This is a genomic window from Plantactinospora sp. BC1 (assembly GCF_003030345.1).
Classification (GTDB): domain Bacteria; phylum Actinomycetota; class Actinomycetes; order Mycobacteriales; family Micromonosporaceae; genus Plantactinospora.
Genome location: NZ_CP028158.1, coordinates 3,054,642 through 3,073,683, shown reverse-complemented (window position 1 = coordinate 3,073,683; position 19,042 = coordinate 3,054,642). Strand labels below are relative to the sequence as shown.

Here is a 19,042-nt window from a genome sequence, read left to right as displayed (position 1 = left end):
ATGCCGAGGGCGTACCCGGGTAGAAAAACCACCATGACGTCTGCGATCGACCAGCCCACCGTCCTGTTGCCGAGCGAGGTCCGGATGCCGATGCTCGGCTTCGGCACCTGGCAGTTGCACGGTCGCCGCGCGTACGACGCCGTCCGGGAGGCGCTGGACGTCGGCTACCGGCACCTCGACACCGCCACCATGTACGGCAACGAGGACGAGGTGGGCCGGGCGATCCGGGACAGCGGAGTGCCCCGGGAGGACATCTTCGTCACCACCAAGCTTCCGCCGGAGCAGGCGGGTCGGGAGCGGGAGACCATCGCGGCCAGCCTCGCCGCCCTGGACACCGGGTACGTCGACCTGTGGCTGATCCACTGGCCGCCCTCGCAGGACCGGGCCAGCATCGCGAGCTGGCGGGAGCTGCTGGCGGTCCGGGACGAGGGACTGGTCCGTACGGTCGGGGTGAGCAACTACAGCACCGGCCAGCTCGACATGCTGATCGAGGCGACCGAGGAGGCTCCGGCGGTGAACCAGATCCGCTGGGGTCCGGCGCTGCACGACCCGCGCCGGCTCGACGAGCACCGGGAGCGGGGCGTGGTGCTGGAGGGGTACAGCCCGTTGAAGACGACCGACCTGGACGACCCGGTACTCGCAGAGATCGCCCGGTCGCACGGTGTCACCCCGGGGCAGGTGGTGCTGCGCTGGCACATCGACCACGGCGTGGTGGTGATCCCGAAGTCCGGTACCCCGGCCCGGATCCGGGAGAACTTCGACCTCTTCGGCTTCGCGCTGGACGAGAGCGAGCTGCGCCAGCTGGACGCGATGGGCCGCTGAGCCGTCGCGTCCGGCAGGCCGTCGCGTCCGGCAGACCGCCGAGCCGTCGCGTCCCGCCGAGGCGCTGGCCGTCGCGCCGTCGGGTCGCCGAGCGGCTACCCTGGCCGGCAACCGCCAGCCGGGGCACCGCGCGTACCGCGCCGTCCGGCCCACGGGGCCGTCGACCTGGCCGTGGCGGTGCGAGGGGAAGGTGCGCGGGATGTACGACCAACTGCTCGGCGGCGGCCTCGGTCACCCCGGGCCGGAGGAGAACGGGCCGGAGCCGGACTTCGTCACCTGGCTGCTCTATCTCGACCGGGCCGAGGACCCGAACTGGTTGGGATCGCTGGCCCGCTGGTGGCACGACGAGGTGTGCCGGTTGCTGCTGCCGTTCGTCCAGCCGGCCGGCGCCGCCGCGCCGGCCACCTCGCTGACCGCGTTCGAGCAGGACGCCACCGGGCGCGGGCGGCGCCGCCGGCCGGCGCGCTGGGTGGACGGGATCACCGCCGACTGCGCCCAGCTCTCGGCCCGGTGGTTCGACGTCGCGCCGACCGCGATCGCCTCCGAGCTGGACGTCTTCCTGGCCCGGTTCGCGGGCCGGCGGCACGTCCGGCTACAGATCTCGATCGGCTTCGAGGGGCGGTCCGGTGGACTGCCGTTGGTGCTGCCGGCCCTGGTCGAGCTGGCCCGGCTGGTCGGCGACGCGACGGATCCGGCGTACGGCGAGATCGTGGTCAACGCCGGGCTGCTCTCCCCGGCGACGATGCTGGACGCGGCGCTCGGCCGCTCGGCGGAGTCCTCGGCCGAGCAGAGCCGTACCCACCTGCGCGGCTACGAGTGGGTGACGGTCTGCCCTCGGGAGCTGGTCGCCGAGCTTGGCGGGGCGGAGCGGCTCCGGGCGACCGGCGCCTTCGCCGAGGTACGGCCGCTGCGGCACGGCGGCGCGCTGCTCCGGGCGACGGACGATCCGGCCGACTACCGCGCCGACCGGGTACGCGGGGTGTTCCGCGCCCTGGCGCCGGTGTTGCCCCCGGGGCAGCCGGTGGCGCTGCCGACGGTGCCGCCGGCCGGCTCGGCGATGCTCTCGGCGGTGCCGGGGGTGCTGGCCGGCGACCCCGGCGGGCACGACCTGAGCCGGGTGGTCTTCGCCGACGCCCGCACGGTGCAGCGGCAGCTTCCCGGGCAACGCCTCGAACTCGGCCCGGGGCTCGCCGCCCGCTGAGCCGTCGACCGGGCGCCGGACCGGACACTCCCGCCACCCCTGTTCGCGGGTGGCGGGAGCGCCGATCGGAGCTGTGCCGGCCCGGCCGGAGCCGGATGGGAGTGCGTCAGGGACGGGTCAGGCCCGGCTACACGGAGAGCCGTTCAGGCTGAACGAGGTCGGCGACGAGTACGTGCCGCTGTACGAGCCCTGGTAGCCGAAGGAGGCCGTGCCGCCCGGCGGGATGTTGCCGTTCCAACTGATGTTCCGGGCGGTCACCGCCGATCCGCTCTGCGTGACGGTGGCGTTCCAGGCGTTGCCGACCTGCTGCCCGGAGGGCAGGTTGTAGGTCAGCGACCAGTTGTTGATGGCGCTGGAGCCGGTGTTGGTGATGGTGACCGACGCGCTGTACCCGTTGTTCCAGGTGTTCGCCGTGTAGGCGACCCGGCAGGAGCTGCCGCCCGGCGGGTTGGTCGGCGGGTTGCTCGGCTGGCCGGTCGGCTGGCCGGTCGGCTGCGGGTTGCCGCCGCCGTTCACCGACGCGGAGAACGAGTTCACCGCGAGGCCGGTGCCGCCGATCCACGGCTCGAAGCCGGCCTGGATGCTGGTCAGGTACCACGAGTTGGTGATGGCACCCCGGTTGCGGACGTCGTTGATGAAGTCCAGCACGCTGAAGTTCCAGCTGGTGATCGGGGACGGCGCGAGGTACGAGATGACGTTGTTGCCGCCGTTGTTGCCGCGCCACACGTCCCAGGTGCGCCCGCCGACGGTGGCGGTGCCGACCGAGGAACCGATCGGCTGGATCGAGCCCTGCCGGTTGAACCAGATCATGATCTCCATCTGGTTGACGCCGTCCCGCTTCGGGGTCGGGTCCAACCAGATGTCGTACGAGGCGTTGTAGGTGGCGCCGCTGACGAAGTTGTAGTTGATGCTGCTGCTCGCGCTGCTGATCTGGCTCACCTGCATCGGCAGGTTGGTCCCGGGCGAGCAGTTGGTGTAGTGGCAGCCGAGGAAGACCGACGGGTACGACACCGGCGCGCCGCTGGTGCTGCCCTGGCCGTCCTGCCGGGTGATGGAGAACCCGGTGTCGGTGACGTTGATGCACTGCTGGGCGGTGGTGCCCCAGCGGTTGTTCTGGACCACGTACCTGCCCTGGATGGTGGTCGAGCCGTACTGCTCGCAGATCTGGACGTCGGCCTGTGCCGGGCCGGCGGCGCTGAGTACGGCGATGGCGGCGCTGGCCAGCAGGCCGGCGACGGCCGCGAAGACGGGGACGGAACGTCTCATGATGCTCCTTGGGGGTGGGGTGTCCGTGGAGTGGTGCGGTGCCGCGTGGTACCGGGCGTGCGGCAGGGTGGTGCGGGGGGAGCGCTCCCATGGCAGCTAGGGACACATTTACATGCTTGAAATCGGAAAGCAACCGGGGGAGCGTCGGCCGGGGTTGTTCATGCCGATGAGCCGGTTATGGCGGTTGCGTCGCCGGGCTGAACGGCGTACCGGGAAAGGTCAGGCGCCGGCCAGCAGGCTGCGGGCCGCCCGCACCTGTCGGACCGCGGCGTGCAGCGCGGCGACGATCCGTTCCTCGCTCTGCGCGTCCAGCCTGGTCGCCGGCACGGAGAGGCTGATCGCGTCCATGGCCGGGGAGTGCAGCGGCACCGCCATCGCGAAGCAGACGATGCCCTCGGTGTTCTCCTCGCGGTCCACCGCGTAGCCCCGGTCCCGCACCCTGGCCAGCTCCGCGTGCAGCAGCTCCGGGTCGGTGACGGTGTGCCGGGTCAGCGCCGGCAGCGGCCAGCTCAGCAGCCGGTCCACCGCCTCGTCGGTGCGCTGCGCGAGCAGCACCTTGCCGAGCGCGGTCGCGTGCGCCGGCAGGTGCCGGCCGATCGCGCTGTAGAGCCGCAGCCGGTGCACCGACTCGCGCTTGGCCAGGTAGACCACGTGCGGACCGTCCAGCCGGCCCAGGTGCACGGTCTCGCCGAACTGGCCGGCGAGGTCGTCGAGTACCCCGGCCAGCAGGCCGGTGGCGTCGTCCGCCTCCAGGTAGGCGGCACCGACCTGGAGGGCGCGTACGCCCAGCCCGAACCGGGTGCCGGTGGCGTCCGCCTCCACCCAGCCACGCTGGATCATCGTGCGCAGCAGGCCGTGCAGGCTGCTCTTCGGAATGCCCAGTGCCCGGGCCAGCTCGACCAGCGAGCGGCGCTGCGGCGCCTCGGCCAGCGCCTCCAGCACGTCGAGGGTGCGGCCGGCCGACTTCACCGGCTGGAACGCCTCGACCGCCGCCAGCCCGGCGCCGCTGGTCGTACCCGTCGTCATGGCGGCCACTCTAGCCGGCTTGACAGTGCCGGGGAGCGCAGTAGGGTCGCATACGTGACCAGCGTTCAAGATGATGAACAGACTGCCGGTGTAACCGAAACGATCGCCGCGACCCGGATCCTGCCGGTCGTGGTCCTGGAGGACGCGGCCTCGGCGCCGGCGCTGGCCGCCGCGCTCACCGAGGGCGGCCTGCGGGCCATCGAGGTGACCTTCCGGACGGCGGCCGCCGCCGAGGCCATCCGGCTGATGGCGGAGCGACCCGACCTGCTGGTGGGCGCCGGTACCGTGCTCACGCCGGCCCAGGTCGACCAGGCCGCCGACGCGGGCGCCCGGTTCGTGGTCAGCCCCGGCTTCTCGCCGTCGGTGGTCCGGCACTGCCAGGAGCGTGGCCTGCCGGTCTTTCCCGGCGCCGCCACCGCCACCGAGATCCAGATGGCGCTGGACGCCGGCCTCGACACGGTCAAGTTCTTCCCGGCCGAGCAGCTCGGCGGGGTCGGCATGGTCAAGGCGCTGGCCGCCCCGTTCCGGTCGGTCCGGTTCGTCCCGACCGGCGGGGTCAACACCGGCAACCTCGCCGACTATCTCGCGCTGCCCGCCGTGCTCGCGGTCGGCGGCACCTGGATGGTCGCCCCCGCCCTGCTCGCCGAGGGTCGCTGGGACGAGGTCACCCGGCTGACCGCCGCCGCCGTCGCGGCCAGCCGCCCCGCCGGCTGACACCCCCTTCCCGCACCCGTCCGACACCGCCGTTCCCGCGCCGCCCGGCCCGCCCGAAAGGTCCGCCCATGCTGACGCTCCGTCCCGCCGACGACTGCCGCTTCGACCTGGTCTCGCTCGGCGAGGTGATGCTCCGGCTCGACCCGGGTGAGGGCCGGGTACGCACCGCGCGGACGTTCCGGGCCTTCGAGGGCGGCGGCGAGTACAACGTGGCGCGCGGGCTGCGCCGCTGCTTCGGGCTGCGTACCGCCCTGGTCAGCGCGTTCGCCGACAACGAGGTGGGACGGCTGCTGGAGGACCTGATCCTCACCGGCGGGGTGGACACCTCGTTCGTCAAGTGGGTGCCCTACGACGGCATCGGCCGCAGCGTCCGCAACGGGCTCAACTTCACCGAGCGGGGCTTCGGGGTGCGCGGCGCCGTCGGCACCTCGGACCGGGGCCACACCGCGGCCAGCCAGCTCCGCCCGGACGACGTCGACTGGGACCACCTCTTCGGCACCCTCGGCGTGCGCTGGCTGCACACCGGAGGCATCTACGCTGCGCTCTCCGAGATCGCCCCGGAGACCATCGAGGCCGCGATGACCGCCGCCCGCCGCAACGGCACGCTGATCTCGTACGACCTGAACTACCGGCCCAGCCTCTGGAAGGCGGTCGGCGGCCAGGCCCGGGCGCAGGAGGTGAACCGGCGGCTCGCCCGGTACGTCGACGTGATGATCGGCAACGAGGAGGACTTCACCGCCTCGCTCGGCTTCGAGGTGCCGGACACCGACGAGTCCCTCACCGAGCTGGAGGTGGCGAACTTCCAGCGGATGATCGAGGCGGTCACCAAGGAGTACGACAACTTCCAGGTGGTGGCGACGACGCTGCGCACGGTACGCAGCGCGACCGTCAACGACTGGGGCGCGATCGCCTGGTCCGCCGGCAGCGGTTTCGTGCAGGCGACCCACCGGGCGAACCTGGAGATCCTCGACCGGGTCGGCGGCGGCGACAGTTTTGCCTCCGGGCTGATCTACCGGCTGCTGACCGGCGGCGACCTGGCCAGCGCGGTGGAGTACGGCGCGGCGCACGGCGCGCTGGCGATGACCACCCCCGGCGACACCTCGATGGCCAGCCTGAAGGAGGTCGAGGCGCTCGTCCGGGGGGCGGGTGCCCGGGTACAGCGGTGAGGCGGTGACCGCCCCGGAGTCCGGGGCGGCTGGCTCGGCCGGTGACCCGGCATCGTCCGACGGCGGGATCGCCTGGTCATCGGGTGGATGCCGCCGATCCTGCGGCCGATCCCGGTGACCCGGCCGTGACCTGGGGACATCCGATCGGATCTTCCGTTGGGGTGATAGCGCGGAGTAGTGTCTTGCCTTCAACGCGTGCCGATCCCTCCGGAGGCGTCACCAGATGGCCGCATCCCACCTGCGCGTTCTCGTCGTCGGCGCGGGGATCGCCGGCCTCGCGGTCGCGCGTACCCTCCGGCTCGCCGGATTCCGGCCGGAGGTGACCGAGCGGACGTCCGGGACGGGCGCCCCCGAGGTCGGTCTCTACCTGCCCGGCAACGCCGAACGGGCGCTGCGGGAGATGGGTCTGGACGATCCGGTGCGACCGCTCGGCCAGGTCATCCGCTGCCAGCGGTTCCTGGACGCCGACGGCCGGGAACTCTGCGAGGTCGACCTCGACAAACTCTGGTCGGGCGTGGGCGAGAGCCGGGCGCTGCCCGGGTCCGACCTGCACCGGGTACTGCTGAGCGGGGCCGGCGGCGAGGTGAGGTACGACACCGAGATCCAGGCTCTGGAGCTGCACCGGGAGGCCGTCACGGTCACCTTCGGCGACGGCAGCCGGGCGGAGTACGACCTGGTGGTCGGTGCCGACGGGCGGCGCTCGACGGTCCGCGCGCTGGCCGCGCTCGGCGGCCCGGCCCGTCCGACTGGGCATGTCGGCTATTCCGCCGTGGTCAGCGGCGGGCCGCCGTTGACCGAGTGGACCGGGCTGCTCGGCGAGCGGGCCGGGTTCGTGGCCGTGCCGATGGGCGGCGGCCGGCTGCACTGCTACGCCGACGAGGTGGGCAGCGCTCCGCCGGCCGATCCGCTGGCCCGGGTACGGGAACTCTTCGGCGGCTACGGCGGCCCGGTGCCGGCGATCCTGGAGGCGATGGACCAGGTGCGGGCGGCCCGGACCGACGAGGTGGAGTTGGGCGCGTGGTCCCGGGGCCGGGTGGTGCTGGTCGGTGACGCCGCACACGCCACCGCGCCGACGCTGGGCCAGGGCGCGGCGATGGCGTGCGAGGACGCGTTGGTGCTGGCCCGGTCGCTGCGCCGGTCGGCGAGCGTGCCCGAGGCGCTGTACGGCTACGAGAACCGGCGCCGCCCCCGGATCAAGTGGGTGCTGGACCGGACCCGCGACCGGGACCGGACCCGGAACGTACCCCCGCCGCTGCGCGACCCGCTGTTGCGGGTGCGGGGCAACCGGATCTTCCAGGAGCACTATCGGCTCCTCGTCGACCCCGCGTGACGGTCCCCCGACCCAGGGGTACGGAGGGCGGCGCAGCGACCGACGACGAGCGGCCTGGTGGGACGGTGTCGGCGGGTCGGGGCGTACCCGAGGAGGGACCCGCCGCTGGCGGGGACTATTCTGCCTGCGAGGTACGGCTCGCAGATCAACAGCGCGTGCCGAGTGGGACTAACGAGAACCGGAGGCCACTCGTGACCACCGTCGCACCCAAGCCGATCGTGACCCGGCCGTGGCCGGTCCGCCAGCCGGTCAAGGGCTCGGCACTCACGCGGCTGCTGCGTACGACGGACGCGAAGCAGATCGGGATCATGTATATGGTCACCGCGTTCGCGTTCTTCATGATCGGTGGCCTGATGGCGCTGCTGATGCGCGCCGAGCTGGCCCGGCCGGGACTCCAGTTCCTGTCGCCGGAGCAGTACAACCAGCTCTTCACCATGCACGGCACGATCATGCTGCTCTTCTTCGCGACGCCGATCGTCTTCGCGTTCGCGAACTTCGTGGTGCCGATCCAGATCGGCGCGCCGGACGTGTCGTTCCCCCGGCTGAACAGCTTCGCGTACTGGCTCTATCTCTTCGGCGGCACGCTGGCGATGGGTGGCTTCCTCACCCCCGGCGGCGCGGCCGACTTCGGCTGGTTCGCGTACACCCCGCTGAGCAACGTCGAGCACTCGCCCGGGGTCGGCGCGAACATGTGGATCATGGGTCTGGCCATCTCGGGCCTGGGCACGATCCTCGGTGGCGTCAACATGATCACCACGATCCTGACGCTGCGGGCGCCCGGCATGACGATGTTCCGGATGCCGATCTTCACCTGGAACATCCTGGTCACCAGCCTGCTGGTGATCATGGTCTTCCCGCTGCTCGCCGCGGCCCTCTTCGCACTCGCCGCGGACCGGATCATCGGCGCGCACGTCTTCGACGCCGCCACCGGCGGCCCGATGCTCTGGCAGCACCTCTTCTGGTTCTTCGGGCACCCCGAGGTCTACATCGTCGCGCTGCCGTTCTTCGGCATCGTCAGCGAGGTCATCCCGGTCTTCTCCCGCAAGCCGATCTTCGGCTACAAGGGCCTGGTCGGCGCCACCATCGCGATCGCCGCGCTCTCGATGAGCGTGTGGGCGCACCACATGTTCGCCACCGGCCAGGTGCTGCTGCCGTTCTTCTCGTTCCTGAGCTTCCTGATCGCGGTGCCGACCGGCATGAAGTTCTTCAACTGGATCGGCACGATGTGGCGGGGCCAGATCAGCTTCGAGACCCCGATGCTCTGGTCGATCGGCTTCATGGTCACCTTCCTCTTCGGTGGCCTCACCGGCGTACTGCTGGCCAGCCCGCCGCTCGACTTCCACGTCTCGGACTCCTACTTCGTGGTGGCGCACTTCCACTACGTGCTCTTCGGCACCATCGTCTTCGCGGTCTACGCCGGCATCTACTTCTGGTTCCCGAAGATGTTCGGCCGGATGCTGGACGAGCGCCTCGGCAAGGTGCACTTCTGGCTGACCTTCATCGGCTTCCACACCACGTTCCTCGTGCAGCACTGGCTCGGCAACGAGGGCATGCCCCGGCGGTACGCCGACTACCAGCCGCTGGACGGCTTCACCACGCTGAACATGATCTCCACGATCGGGTCGTTCATCACCGGCATCTCGACGCTGCCGTTCCTCTACAACGTCTGGAAGTCGTACAAGGCCGGTCCGGTGGTGGAGGTCGACGACCCGTGGGGTCACGGCAACTCCCTGGAGTGGGCCACCAGCTCGCCGCCGCCGCTGCGCAACTTCGACCGGATGCCCCGGATCCGCTCCGAGCGGCCCGCCTTCGACGCGAAGTTCCCGGAACTGGCCGCCGGTGGGCAGTCGCTGGCCGGCCCACCCGAGGGTGGCGCCAAGCCGCTGACCAGCGAGTCCGACCACGGCGCCAGTTACACCGAGGACACCGCCAGCAACATCGACCAGAAGTAGTCCAGCCGGCTTTCGATCTCGCGGCCGGTACCCGGGGGGAACTCCTCCGGGTACCGGCCGCGAACGTTTCCCCGGTCGGAGAGACCGGGCGCGCCGCTCGGGGCCGGGCCGCAGGCGCCGCAGCGCGGGCTGCGGCGCCTGCCTCAGGCTCTCCGGCTCACTTCACCACCGGCGTGCCGCGCAGGGCCACGCCGGCATCCCGGAGCATGGCCAGCGCCGCGTCGGTGGTCCCCGCGTCGACCCCGGCGGTCAGGTCGAGCAGTACGGTGGTGGCGAAGCCCTCCCGGGCGGCGTCCAGCGCGGTGGCCCGGACACAGTGGTCGGTGGCGATCCCGACCACCTCGACCCGGTCGACCGACCGCTGCCGGAGCCAGTCGGCCAGCCCCTCGGACCCCTCGGTCGTCCCCTCGAAGCCGGAGTACGCCGCCGCGAACTCGCCCTTGTGGAACACCGCCTCGACCCGGTCGGTGGCCAGCTCCGGATGGAACTGGGCGCCTTCGGTGCCGACCACGCAGTGCCGGGGCCAGGAGTCGGCGTAGTCGGGGACGTCGGCGAAGTGCGCGCCCGGATCCACGTGGTAGTCCTTGGTCGCCACCACGTGCTCCCAGCGGTCCGGCTCGGCGGCGAGCAGCCGGGAGATCCCGGCCGCCACCGAGGCGCCGCCGGCCACCGCGAGGGACCCGCCCTCGCAGAAGTCGTTCTGTACGTCGACGATGATCAGTGCTCGGCTCATGGCTACCCTTCCGGCTGGTCGGCGGGGACGACGGTGACCGGGATGGTCGGGTCGCCCGCCGAGAGCTTGAGTCCCTCCCAGGGGATGGAGATCAGGCACTGCCGCAGGTGCTCCCGCGACTCGGTGAGGCTCGGCAGCGGCTGCGGCTCGCCGCCGGTGACGTACCGCCGCTGCAACGCCCGGTCGCCGGGCCGCGGCTCGGGTACGCCCTGCGAGACGACGACCTCCTCGGTCGCCGTACCGCTGGGCTTGTGCCGCCGGACGGCCACCTTGCGCCCGCCGACGGTCGCCTTGTGCTCGGAGCGCTTCACCACCGAGCGGCCCTCCACCTCGACCAGCTTGTAGACCAGCCCGGCGGTGGGTGCGCCGGAGCCGGTCACCACGGCGGTGCCGGCGCCGTACATGTCGACCGGTTCGGCGGCGAGCGCGGCGATGGCGTACTCGTCGAGGTCACCGGAAACGATGATCTTCGTCTCGGTGGCGCCGAGCGAGTCGAGGAGTTCCCGCGAGTGCTGGGCCAGCACCGCGAGGTCGCCGGAGTCGATCCGTACCGCCCGCAGGTCCGGCCCGGCGACCGCGATCGCGTTCCGGATGCCCTGGGCGATGTCGTAGGTGTCGACCAGCAGCGTGGTGCTCTTGCCCTGCGCCGCGACCTGCGAGGCGAACGCGGTCGGCTCGTCGTCGTGCAGCAGCGTGAAGGCGTGCGCGGCGGTGCCGGCGGTCGGTATCCGGTAGCGCTGCCCGGCGGCCAGGTTGGAGGTGTAGCCGAACCCGGCCAGGTAGCTGGCCCGGGCCGCGGCCACCGCCGCCTCCTCGTTGGCCCGCCGGGCACCCATCTCGATCAGCGTACGGCCGCGCGCCGCGGTCACCATCCGGGCCGCCGCCGCCGCGATCGCCGAGTCGTGGTTGAGCACCGAGAGCGTCAGCGTCTCCAGCAGTACGCACTCGGCGAAGGTGCCGGAGACGGTCAGGATCGGCGAGCCGGGGAAATAGAGTTCGCCCTCGGCGTAGCCGTCGATGTCACCGCTGAACCGGTAACTCGACAGCCACCGCGCGGTCGGGTCGTCGACCACCCCGGTGTCCCGGAGGAAGGCGACGTCCGCCTCGTCGAACCGGAAGTCCGCCAGCAGGTCGACCAGCCGGGCGGTGCCGGCGACCACCCCGTAGCGGCGGCCGGTCGGCAGCCGGCGGGTGAAGACCTCGAAGACGCAGTGCCGGTCGGCGGTGCCGTCCCGGAGGGCGGCGCTGACCATGGTCAGCTCGTAGTGGTCGGTGAGCAGCGCGGGGCGGGAACTGTGCACCACGCCAGCCTAAGCGTGTCGGGTCGCCGCCCGTCGCCGGTCAACGGTCCGGCTCGCCCTCCTGCTCCGGGATCGCCTTCAACGCGGGCCACAGCTCGCCCCGACCGGCCACGCCGAGCTTGTTGTAGACCCGCTGGAGATGGTTCTCCACGGTCCGGGTCGAGATGTAGAGCTGCTCGGCGATGTTCCGGCTGGCCAGGCCCCGGGCGGCCAGCCGGGCGATCTGCCGTTCCCGGTCGGTCAGCGCCGGCTGGCGCACCGACAGCGCGGGGGTGCGGAGTACGTCGCAGCGGCGGAGCAGCCCGGCGAGCCGCAGGTTCGCCTCGTGCGACCGGTTCGACCGGGCCGCCCGCAGCCGGGTCACCGCCCGGCTGGTCGCCTCGGCGGCGAAGACGTTGAGGTCGAGTTCGGCGAAGCCCTCCGCGACGGCGAGCAGCTGGTCGCCGGAGTGGCCGTACTCGGCCCGGGCGTGTCGGGCCATCAGCGCCGGCAGCGGGCCGTCCACCGCCTCGCTCAGCTCGGTCAGCCGCTGGGCCACCGTACGCCGCCGGCCGGTGACGGTCGGCTCACCGACCTCGATGTCGGCCCGACCGAACCGGACCAGATCGTGCAGGGCCAGCACCTCGTGCCCGGCGAAACCGTCCGCCTGGAGCCGGTTGACCAGCTCGCGGAGCGTGCCGACCGCGCTGGCGAGGTCGCCGGTGGCGGCCTGCACGGTGGCCCGGGCCTGTTCGAGCCAGGGGTAGAGCACGGCCATCCCGGAGGTCTGCGACCGGTCGGACTCGGCCATCGCCTCGACGGCCGAGTCGACGTCGCCGCGCATCGCCGCCGCCTGGGCCCGTTCCGCGTGCGCCAGCCCGGCGAAGACCCGGCTGGTGGCGAGGACGGCACAGGCGCCGAGGCTGGTCCGCAACGCCTCGCCGGTCTGGCCGCGCAGCCGGGCCGCCTGGGCGCGCAGGATGGAGAGGTAGCCGGAGCCGAGCCGGAAGTCGCCCGCGTCGGCCAGGTCGGCGAACTCGGCGGCGACGATCGCGTCGATCCCGGCCAGGTCACCGGCGAGCGCCAGCCGGGTGCCCCGGGCCAGCTCCAGCGCGAGTTGCAGGTAGGGCATCTCGGTGCGCCACTGCGCCGCCTCGGCGGCCACCCCGTCGACGGCCCGGCCGCTGAGCGTCAACTCGCCCCGGGCGGCCTGTAGGTGCGCGATCGTGCACCGGGCCAGGCCGCGGGCCGCCACCGAGGCGGCCGGGCGGTCCAGTACGGAGCGGCTCAGCCGTAGCGCCTCGGCACACTCCAGCCGGTGCAGCCGCATGATCGCCTCGAAGGCCACCACCCGGGCCCGGTCGGCCGGGTCGGTCAGCCGCTGGGCGTCAGCCGCGATCTCGGCCACCGTGGACTCCCGGTTGAGCCCCCAGTACGAGACCATCCCGCGTACGGTCAGCCACCGGCTGCGCCGCTCGTCGGAGGAGATCTGGTCGGCGACCGAGTCGAGTACCCGGATCGCCTCCTCCGCCTGGTCGCCGAACATCAGGATGGTGGCCAGCAGTTCGGCGGCCTGGTAGCCACCGCCGGCCTCCAACGCGGCCCGGGCCAGCCTGGCGGCGAGCGGTACGTCGAACTGGCTGAACGCCTGCCCGCCGGCCCGCAGCAGCAGGGCCGGATCCTGCGCGGTGCCGGAGTCGAGCCGCCAGACCGCCACCCGGAGCAGGTCGTCGCGGCGCCGGTTGCCGGCCCGCTCGACCAGCTCGGCGAGGTGGGCGTTGAGCCGGCGGGCCCGGGTGACCGGGCAGCGCCGCCGGACCACCTCGCCGTAGAGCGGGTGGGCCAGCCGGACGTTCGAGCGGCGGTCGTGCACGTCGACCCGGATCAGGCCGCGCTCCTCGGCAGTCTCCACGCTGGAGCTGTCGGTCGCCCGGTGCAGCAGGGCCAGCCCGATCGGCTCGCCCATCGCGACCAGTTCGACCACCGCGCGTACGCCCGGGTCGAGCTGGCCGATCCGGGCGTCGATCAGCTCGTCGAGGCTGGGCGAGAGCTGGCTGCGGCCGGTCCACTGCCAGACGCCGTAGGTCCGGGTCAGTTCGTCGCTGGCGTGCGCCGCGATGATCAGCTCCCGGAGCATCAGGGCGTTGCCGGCGGAGAGCCGGTAGAGCCGGTCCGCCGACGGCCCGTCCACCGGATCGCCGAGCATCGCGGTGAGCAGCTCCTTGCTGTCGCCCGGGTCCAGCGGCGCCAGCTCGGCATGGTCGACCAGGTCGTCGGTCCAGAGCGCCCGGATCGGCAGCGGCACCGGCTCGCCGCTGCGCAGCGTGCCGAGCACCGTCGCGTTGTCGGAGCGGGCGATCAGATAGACCAGGGCGGCCGAGGAGGCGTCGAGCAGGTGCGCGTCGTCGATGCCGATCACGATCCGCCGCCCCGCCGCCTGCTGGTGCAGCGCGTCGACGGCCCAGCGCATGATGCCGGCCGGGGAGAGGCCGGCGGGCTGGTCGGCCGGGAGCACCTGGGCGAGCCCGCCGAACGGGATCCCGGCGGTGGCGATGTTGGCGGAGGCGGACCAGACGGCGCAGCCGTGTCCGGGCAGTTCGGCCAGACCCTCGCTGAGCAGGCGGCTCTTGCCGACCCCGGCGATGCCGCTGAAGAAGATGCCTCGGCTGCCCGGGCTGGTGGCGGCGCTCACCAACCGGTTGAGTTCATCCGTACGACCAACGAAGCTCCACCGCCCCATCGGGGCAGCATATAGACCGGGTGCCATCCGCGCGCGCCTGGTGACTGAATGAATTTGAGTAGCCGACCGGGCATCCATGAGTATCGTTGGTGCTCGTAGCGTACGGGCATCGACACGTAGCGTTCCGATATTCGGCGGACCTCGGCCGGTACCACCGGTCCGGGCAGGCCGACGGCAGCGGTGCCCGGCCGGAACGTTCCGGCCGGCTGGGAGGTGCAGACGGCGATGGAGTTCCGGTCGCTCCCCGTCTCCGGACCGCCGGGCCCGCCCGGCGCCCGGCCACCCCGCCGAGGCGCGGGCGACGAACCGGCGCTGGTCGAGGCCCCGCCCGACGAACCGCTCGCGGTGATCACGATCGGGCCGTCCGCCGAGGACCGCCGGGCCGTCCTCGCCGGACTGCTCGGCGCCGCCGCGCCGCCGCTGCGGGTGCCGGCGGGCAGCTTCCTGGTGGTCGACCACGGGCCGTCCGTCGGCGGCGCCGCCTACGTGCCCGGGCTCCGCTCCTCCCGGGAGTACCGGCCGGCGCCGGTCGGCGCGGGTCCGGCCCTGGCCCGCCCGCCGCGCCGGGTCGAGCTGACCGTGCCCGACCCGCTGCTGCGGCACTTCACCCTGGTCGACGCGCCGGACACCGGCACGCTCGGTGTGGCCGGCGTCCGGGTGGTCCGCGACGCCGTGCGCCGGGGCGGCGCGCTGCTCTACGTACTCCCGGAGGACCAACCGGTCGCCGCCGCCGAACTGGACCTGCTCGCCGAGGTGGCGGAGGAGGCCGCCGTCTTCCTGGTCGGCACCCCGGGCGCCGACCCCGGCTGGCCCGCCGGCCCGGAAACCTCCACCGCTGTCCCGTCGGAAGTCGCCAGCGCTCCGGTCGACGACGCGGAACCGGCGGCCGAGGACGACGAGTCGGCGGAGAGCTGGCTCACCGCCCGCCGGGCCACGCTGGTCGCGGCGGTGCCCGCGCTCGCCGGAGTCGACTGGATCGACCTCGACCCGGTCGCCGCCGACACCGCCTACCTGCGCCGGGCCCTGGTCGACTGGGCCAGCGCCGAGGGGCTGCGCCGGGCCAGCCTCAGCCCGCCGGTCGTGCCCGGGGCCACCCGGACGGTTCCGGTCGCGCCGACCGCCCGGACCTCGGACTGGGCCGACCGGTTGGAGCGGCGCTCCCGGGAACTCGCGTACCAGCTCCGCCGGGACATCGCGCTGGAGATCGCCGCCATCCACCTGCGCTGCGTACGCGAGGTGGTCGGCGGTACCGGCGTGCCGGGGCTGCCCGCCCTGCTCGACCGGGAGGTCGAGGCGCTGTCCCTGGAGGTGGTGGCGGCCTGCGACGCGGGCGTCGACAAGATGCTCGACGAGTCGCTCGCCCGGGTCTTCGGCGAGGTGCCGGACGAGGGCGTACGGCTGCGCGCCGCCGCCGCGGTCGGCTGGGGGCTCGCCGCCGAGCGGGCCGCCCGGGACTTCGACCGGGTACTCCTGATCCGGGAGAGCGGCGAGGTCGAGACGGTGTACGGGCTGGGCGCGGTCAACGCGCTCGCCGGCTATCCCGGCGGTACGGCCGGAGCCATCCTGCCGCCGCTCGGCGTCGGCCTCTCCGGCGGCTGCTACCAGTACTGGCGCAACCCCTGCCGGGTGGATCCGATCCTCGCCCGGTCCTGGCTCGGGCGGGCGCTGCGGGAGACCGAGGTGGAGCTGTGCCGCGAGGTGTCCCGGCGGTTCGAGGCGGTCGCCGACTCGCTCACCGAGGTGCTGACCGAGGCGGTCCGGCACGGTCGTCTGCTCGCCTGAACCGGGCCGGTTCGCGGCCGGCGGCGTTCCGGTTCCTCGGTTCGCCGCCGACGGTGGCACGATGGGGGGCATGGCGGCTCCACAGGTTGCACCGGTCCACGCGCCGGACACCGAAGAGGTGCCGGTCGCCGACGGGGCATGGGTGACGATCGTCTGGGACGACCCGGTCAACCTGATGTCATACGTGACCTGGGTGTTCCAGAAACTCTTCGGCTACAGCCACGAGAAGGCCGAGAAGCTGATGCTCGACGTGCACAACAAGGGCAAGGCGGTGGTGTCCAGCGGCGCCCGCGAGCGGATGGAGCACGACGCGTCCCAGCTGCACGCGTACGGGCTGTGGGCGACGGTGGACCGGGCGTGAGTACGTTTCGCCGCCAGGGCGAGCACTGCGTCGCCACGTTCGCCGCCGACGAGGTCCGGGTGCTCCGCAAGGTCGCCTCCGAGGTGGTCGGCCTGCTCACCGACGGCTTCGACCACTCCGACCCGGTCGTCGGGCGGCTGTTCCCCGACACCTATCCGGAGAACCCGGGTGACTCGGCCGAGTTCCGGCAGTACACCGAGGGCGATCTGAAGACCGGCAAGATCGACCAGGCGGGTGCGGTACTCGCGGCGCTCCCCCCGCCCAGCGGCGGCGAGGTACGCCTCGACGCGGAGGCGGCCGAGGCGTGGCTGCGGGCCCTCAACGACGCCCGGCTGGCAATGGGGGTACGCCTGGGCATCTCCGCCGACACCGACCTCGGCGACGAGCTGGACGACGCGGTGCTGCACGACCCGACCTCGACCCGGGTCTTCCAGCTCTCCATCTACGCCTACCTGGGTTATCTCCAGGAGTCGCTGCTCACGGCGCTCGTCGACGGCAGGCTCGCCGACTGACCGCCCGACCGGGTGCGGGGCCCCGCCCGGCGGCGGGACCCCCGCGTCGACCGCGGACCGGCCCGCTGCGGTCCGGGCCGTCCGGCGCGCCGGACGGCCCGGCCTGGGCGGTCAGGCCCGGTCGAGAACCGCCAGTTCGTCCTCGTCGAGCTGGAGTTCGGTGGCGGCCACCGAGTCCCGGATCGTCTCCGGCCGGCTCGATCCGGGGATCGGGATCACCCGCGGCGACCTGGCCAGCAGCCAGGCCAGGCAGACCTGCTGCGGGCTGACGCCCCGGGCGGCGGCGACCTCGGCGAACGGCGCGAACCGGCTGCCCAGCTCGCCGGCCCGGGAGATCCCGCCCAGCGGGGACCAGGGCAGGAAGGCCAGTCCCAGCTCGTCGCAGAGCGCCAACTCCGGCTCCGAGCTGCGGAACGCCGGGGAGTACTGGTTCTGCACCGACACCAGCCGGTCGCCGAGGATCTCCCGGGCCTGCCGGATCTGCTCGGGGTTGGCGTTGGAGATGCCGGCCATCCGTACCTTGCCGGCGTCGACCAGGTCCCGGATCGCGCCGATCGAGTCGGCGTACGGCACCCGGGGGTCGGGGCGGTGGTGCTGGTAGAGCCCGATCGCCTCCACCCCGAGCCGCTTGCACGACGCCTCGCAGGCGCTCCTGAGGTATTCCGGCGAGCTGTTGACGGTCCAGCTTCCATCACCGGGACGCAGGTGCCCACCCTTGGTGGCGACCAGTACCCCGGAGGTGTCCCCGCCGTAGCTGGCCAGCGCCCGGGCGATCAGCGACTCGTTGTGCCCCACCTCGTCGGCGTGCAGGTGGTAGGCGTCGGCGGTGTCGATCAGGGTCACGCCGGCGTCCAGCGCGGCGTGGATGGTCCGGATCGAGCGCTCCTCGTCCGGCCGTCCCTCGATCGACATCGGCATGCCGCCCAGACCGATGGCGCTCACCTCGGTGTTGCCGATACGTCGTGAGTTCATCGCACTGTCTCCTCCACTCGGGCACCCGGCCGGCGGCCCGGCGCCGGGACGTTTCCCACCGCCGGGTGTCCGTGCCGCCCGGCGCCCGGATCTCCGATCCACTCTTTCTGTCACAGGCTGGCACCGCCCGCCCGGCGGGGTCACGTGAGGTCGGCCACTCCCGCCGGCCGAGATCGACCGCTCCCGGCCGGCCCGACAGGCGGTAGGCTGGCCCTGTGCTGAGCATCGACCGGTCGATAGTCGAGGCGATCGTCGCGCACGCCCGCCGGGACCACCCCGACGAGGCGTGCGGCGTGGTCGCCGGCCCGGCCGGCGCCGACACCCCGATCCGGCACATCCCGATGGTGAACGCCGCACGGTCCATGACGTTCTACGAGTTCGACTCGATGGAGCAGTTGCGGGTCTGGCGGGAGATGGACGATCGCGACGAGGAGCCGGTGGTGATCTACCACTCGCACACCGCGACCGAGGCCTATCCGTCCCGCACCGACATCTCCTTCGCCGGAGAGCCGGGGGCGCACTATCTGCTGGTCTCCACCCGTGACCCGGAGACCGAGGAGATCCGTTCGTTCCGGATCGTGGACGGGGTGGTGACCGAGGAGCCGATCCGGGTCGTCGACGCCACGGTGGACCCGAACGCCGTGCAGTCGTACATGTTCGGGCAGAGCCCGGCGACGGTCGACTACGAGTGTTCCGGCCGCTGACTTCCGCAGCTCAGCAGCCGTTTCGTAGTCCGTTCCCCAACTCCGTCGTTTCAAGGAGCACATCAGTCATGGCCATCGAGGTTCGCATTCCCACCATCCTGCGCAGCTACACCGGCGGCGCCAAGGTCGTCGAGGGGTCCGGCGACTCGCTCAACGACCTCCTGTCCGACCTGGACGGCAAGTACTCCGGCCTGCGCGGCCGGCTGGTCACCGAGCAGGGCGCCCTGCACCGCTTCGTCAACGTCTACGTCAACGACGAGGACGTCCGGTTCCTCGGCGCGCTGGACGCCAAGCTCTCCGACGGGGACACCGTCACCATCCTGCCGGCCGTGGCCGGCGGCGCGTTCGGCTTCGCGGCGGCCGCCGCGATCATCGGACACAGCGCCGCGACAGCCGCGACCATCAGGCACGGCGCGGCGACCGCCGCGATCATCGGGCACGGCACGTCGGTGCCGGCCGCGTCCGCCGCGCGCTGAGGCGG

At 72.7% G+C, this 19,042-nt stretch carries 17 protein-coding genes; 11 read left to right on the top strand and 6 right to left on the bottom strand.

Annotation, left to right across the window (positions count from 1 at the left end; translation table 11 throughout):
• Positions 1 to 33: 33 nt before the first annotated feature.
• On the top strand, positions 34 to 822 hold the full coding sequence (locus C6361_RS13170) for an aldo/keto reductase (RefSeq protein WP_107258169.1): 789 nt from the start codon (positions 34 to 36) through the stop codon (positions 820 to 822).
• Between the two features lie 199 nt (positions 823 to 1,021).
• A complete protein-coding gene (locus C6361_RS13165; protein ID WP_107267923.1) occupies positions 1,022 to 2,023 on the top strand; it encodes a hypothetical protein in 1,002 nt (333 codons plus the stop codon).
• Between the two features lie 117 nt (positions 2,024 to 2,140).
• Here the strand turns inward: C6361_RS13165 and C6361_RS13160 are convergent, their stop codons facing one another.
• Together C6361_RS13160 and C6361_RS13155 are read right to left on the bottom strand one after the other, a co-directional pair.
• Positions 2,141 to 3,289 (bottom strand): cellulose binding domain-containing protein, encoded by a 1,149-nt coding sequence (locus tag C6361_RS13160; RefSeq protein ID WP_107258171.1) that lies wholly within the window; start codon positions 3,287 to 3,289, stop codon positions 2,141 to 2,143.
• 219 nt (positions 3,290 to 3,508) lie between these two features.
• On the bottom strand, positions 3,509 to 4,315 hold the full coding sequence (locus tag C6361_RS13155) for an IclR family transcriptional regulator (RefSeq protein ID WP_107258172.1): 807 nt from the start codon (positions 4,313 to 4,315) through the stop codon (positions 3,509 to 3,511).
• A gap of 54 nt (positions 4,316 to 4,369) precedes the next feature.
• On the opposite strand from C6361_RS13155, the gene eda reads away from it, so the two are divergent.
• The 4 genes from eda (at position 4,370) to ctaD (ending at position 9,477) form a co-directional block, all read left to right on the top strand.
• Entirely contained in the window at positions 4,370 to 5,029 is a 660-nt protein-coding gene (gene eda, locus C6361_RS13150) for a bifunctional 4-hydroxy-2-oxoglutarate aldolase/2-dehydro-3-deoxy-phosphogluconate aldolase (RefSeq protein WP_107258173.1), read from the top strand.
• Positions 5,030 to 5,097: 68 nt separating this feature from the next.
• Positions 5,098 to 6,195: a sugar kinase gene (locus tag C6361_RS13145; protein WP_107267922.1), complete on the top strand. Its 1,098-nt coding sequence runs from the start codon at positions 5,098 to 5,100 to the stop codon at positions 6,193 to 6,195.
• A gap of 223 nt (positions 6,196 to 6,418) precedes the next feature.
• Positions 6,419 to 7,525: an FAD-dependent monooxygenase gene (locus C6361_RS13140; RefSeq protein ID WP_107267921.1), complete on the top strand. Its 1,107-nt coding sequence runs from the start codon at positions 6,419 to 6,421 to the stop codon at positions 7,523 to 7,525.
• 191 nt (positions 7,526 to 7,716) lie between these two features.
• Positions 7,717 to 9,477, top strand: a complete 1,761-nt coding sequence (gene ctaD, locus C6361_RS13135) for a cytochrome c oxidase subunit I (RefSeq protein WP_107267920.1) — start codon at positions 7,717 to 7,719, stop codon at positions 9,475 to 9,477.
• A 157-nt stretch (positions 9,478 to 9,634) separates the two neighbouring features.
• Here the strand turns inward: ctaD and C6361_RS13130 are convergent, their stop codons facing one another.
• Genes C6361_RS13130 through C6361_RS13120 form a run of 3 tightly spaced genes read right to left on the bottom strand, consistent with a single transcriptional unit; the run spans position 9,635 to position 14,230 of the window.
• Positions 9,635 to 10,210 carry an isochorismatase family protein gene (locus C6361_RS13130; protein ID WP_107267919.1) on the bottom strand — a complete coding sequence of 192 codons (576 nt, stop codon included), beginning with the start codon at positions 10,208 to 10,210 and terminating at the stop codon, positions 9,635 to 9,637.
• A gap of 2 nt (positions 10,211 to 10,212) precedes the next feature.
• On the bottom strand, positions 10,213 to 11,511 hold the full coding sequence (locus C6361_RS13125) for a nicotinate phosphoribosyltransferase (protein ID WP_107263889.1): 1,299 nt from the start codon (positions 11,509 to 11,511) through the stop codon (positions 10,213 to 10,215).
• Positions 11,512 to 11,551: 40 nt separating this feature from the next.
• On the bottom strand, positions 11,552 to 14,230 hold the full coding sequence (locus C6361_RS13120) for a LuxR C-terminal-related transcriptional regulator (protein WP_107267918.1): 2,679 nt from the start codon (positions 14,228 to 14,230) through the stop codon (positions 11,552 to 11,554).
• Between the two features lie 225 nt (positions 14,231 to 14,455).
• Between C6361_RS13120 and C6361_RS13115 the strand changes: the two genes are divergently transcribed.
• From C6361_RS13115 to C6361_RS13105, 3 genes are all read left to right on the top strand, one after another.
• Entirely contained in the window at positions 14,456 to 16,012 is a 1,557-nt protein-coding gene (locus C6361_RS13115) for a hypothetical protein (RefSeq protein ID WP_159079309.1), read from the top strand.
• Between the two features lie 70 nt (positions 16,013 to 16,082).
• Positions 16,083 to 16,373 (top strand): ATP-dependent Clp protease adapter ClpS, encoded by a 291-nt coding sequence (clpS, locus tag C6361_RS13110; protein ID WP_107258180.1) that lies wholly within the window; start codon positions 16,083 to 16,085, stop codon positions 16,371 to 16,373.
• Positions 16,349 to 16,885, top strand: a complete 537-nt coding sequence (locus C6361_RS13105) for a DUF2017 domain-containing protein (RefSeq protein WP_199853341.1) — start codon at positions 16,349 to 16,351, stop codon at positions 16,883 to 16,885. The genes clpS and C6361_RS13105 overlap by 25 nt, the downstream gene beginning before the upstream one ends.
• Positions 16,886 to 16,996: 111 nt before the next feature.
• Here the strand turns inward: C6361_RS13105 and C6361_RS13100 are convergent, their stop codons facing one another.
• Positions 16,997 to 17,857, bottom strand: a complete 861-nt coding sequence (locus C6361_RS13100) for an aldo/keto reductase (RefSeq protein WP_107267916.1) — start codon at positions 17,855 to 17,857, stop codon at positions 16,997 to 16,999.
• A 215-nt stretch (positions 17,858 to 18,072) separates the two neighbouring features.
• Here C6361_RS13100 and C6361_RS13095 point away from each other — a divergent pair, with 215 nt between their 5' ends.
• On the top strand, positions 18,073 to 18,561 hold the full coding sequence (locus tag C6361_RS13095) for a Mov34/MPN/PAD-1 family protein (protein ID WP_107267915.1): 489 nt from the start codon (positions 18,073 to 18,075) through the stop codon (positions 18,559 to 18,561).
• A gap of 68 nt (positions 18,562 to 18,629) precedes the next feature.
• A complete protein-coding gene (locus C6361_RS13090) occupies positions 18,630 to 19,037 on the top strand; it encodes a MoaD/ThiS family protein (RefSeq protein WP_107267914.1) in 408 nt (135 codons plus the stop codon).
• The last annotated feature ends 5 nt before the right edge of the window (positions 19,038 to 19,042 follow it).

What these genes read in the sequence shown, in the direction of transcription:
- C6361_RS13170 (WP_107258169.1), top strand. Translation starts at nt 34, where the DNA reads ATGACGTCTGCGATCGACCAGCCCACCGTCCTGTTGCCGAGCGAGGTC.
- C6361_RS13165 (WP_107267923.1), top strand. Translation starts at nt 1,022, where the DNA reads ATGTACGACCAACTGCTCGGCGGCGGCCTCGGTCACCCCGGGCCGGAG.
- C6361_RS13160 (WP_107258171.1), bottom strand. Translation starts at nt 3,289, where the DNA reads ATGAGACGTTCCGTCCCCGTCTTCGCGGCCGTCGCCGGCCTGCTGGCC.
- C6361_RS13155 (WP_107258172.1), bottom strand. Translation starts at nt 4,315, where the DNA reads ATGACGACGGGTACGACCAGCGGCGCCGGGCTGGCGGCGGTCGAGGCG.
- C6361_RS13145 (WP_107267922.1), top strand. Translation starts at nt 5,098, where the DNA reads ATGCTGACGCTCCGTCCCGCCGACGACTGCCGCTTCGACCTGGTCTCG.
- C6361_RS13140 (WP_107267921.1), top strand. Translation starts at nt 6,419, where the DNA reads ATGGCCGCATCCCACCTGCGCGTTCTCGTCGTCGGCGCGGGGATCGCC.
- C6361_RS13130 (WP_107267919.1), bottom strand. Translation starts at nt 10,210, where the DNA reads ATGAGCCGAGCACTGATCATCGTCGACGTACAGAACGACTTCTGCGAG.
- C6361_RS13120 (WP_107267918.1), bottom strand. Translation starts at nt 14,230, where the DNA reads ATGGGGCGGTGGAGCTTCGTTGGTCGTACGGATGAACTCAACCGGTTG.
- C6361_RS13115 (WP_159079309.1), top strand. Translation starts at nt 14,456, where the DNA reads ATGGAGTTCCGGTCGCTCCCCGTCTCCGGACCGCCGGGCCCGCCCGGC.
- clpS (WP_107258180.1), top strand. Translation starts at nt 16,083, where the DNA reads ATGGCGGCTCCACAGGTTGCACCGGTCCACGCGCCGGACACCGAAGAG.
- C6361_RS13100 (WP_107267916.1), bottom strand. Translation starts at nt 17,857, where the DNA reads ATGAACTCACGACGTATCGGCAACACCGAGGTGAGCGCCATCGGTCTG.
- C6361_RS13090 (WP_107267914.1), top strand. Translation starts at nt 18,630, where the DNA reads ATGGCCATCGAGGTTCGCATTCCCACCATCCTGCGCAGCTACACCGGC.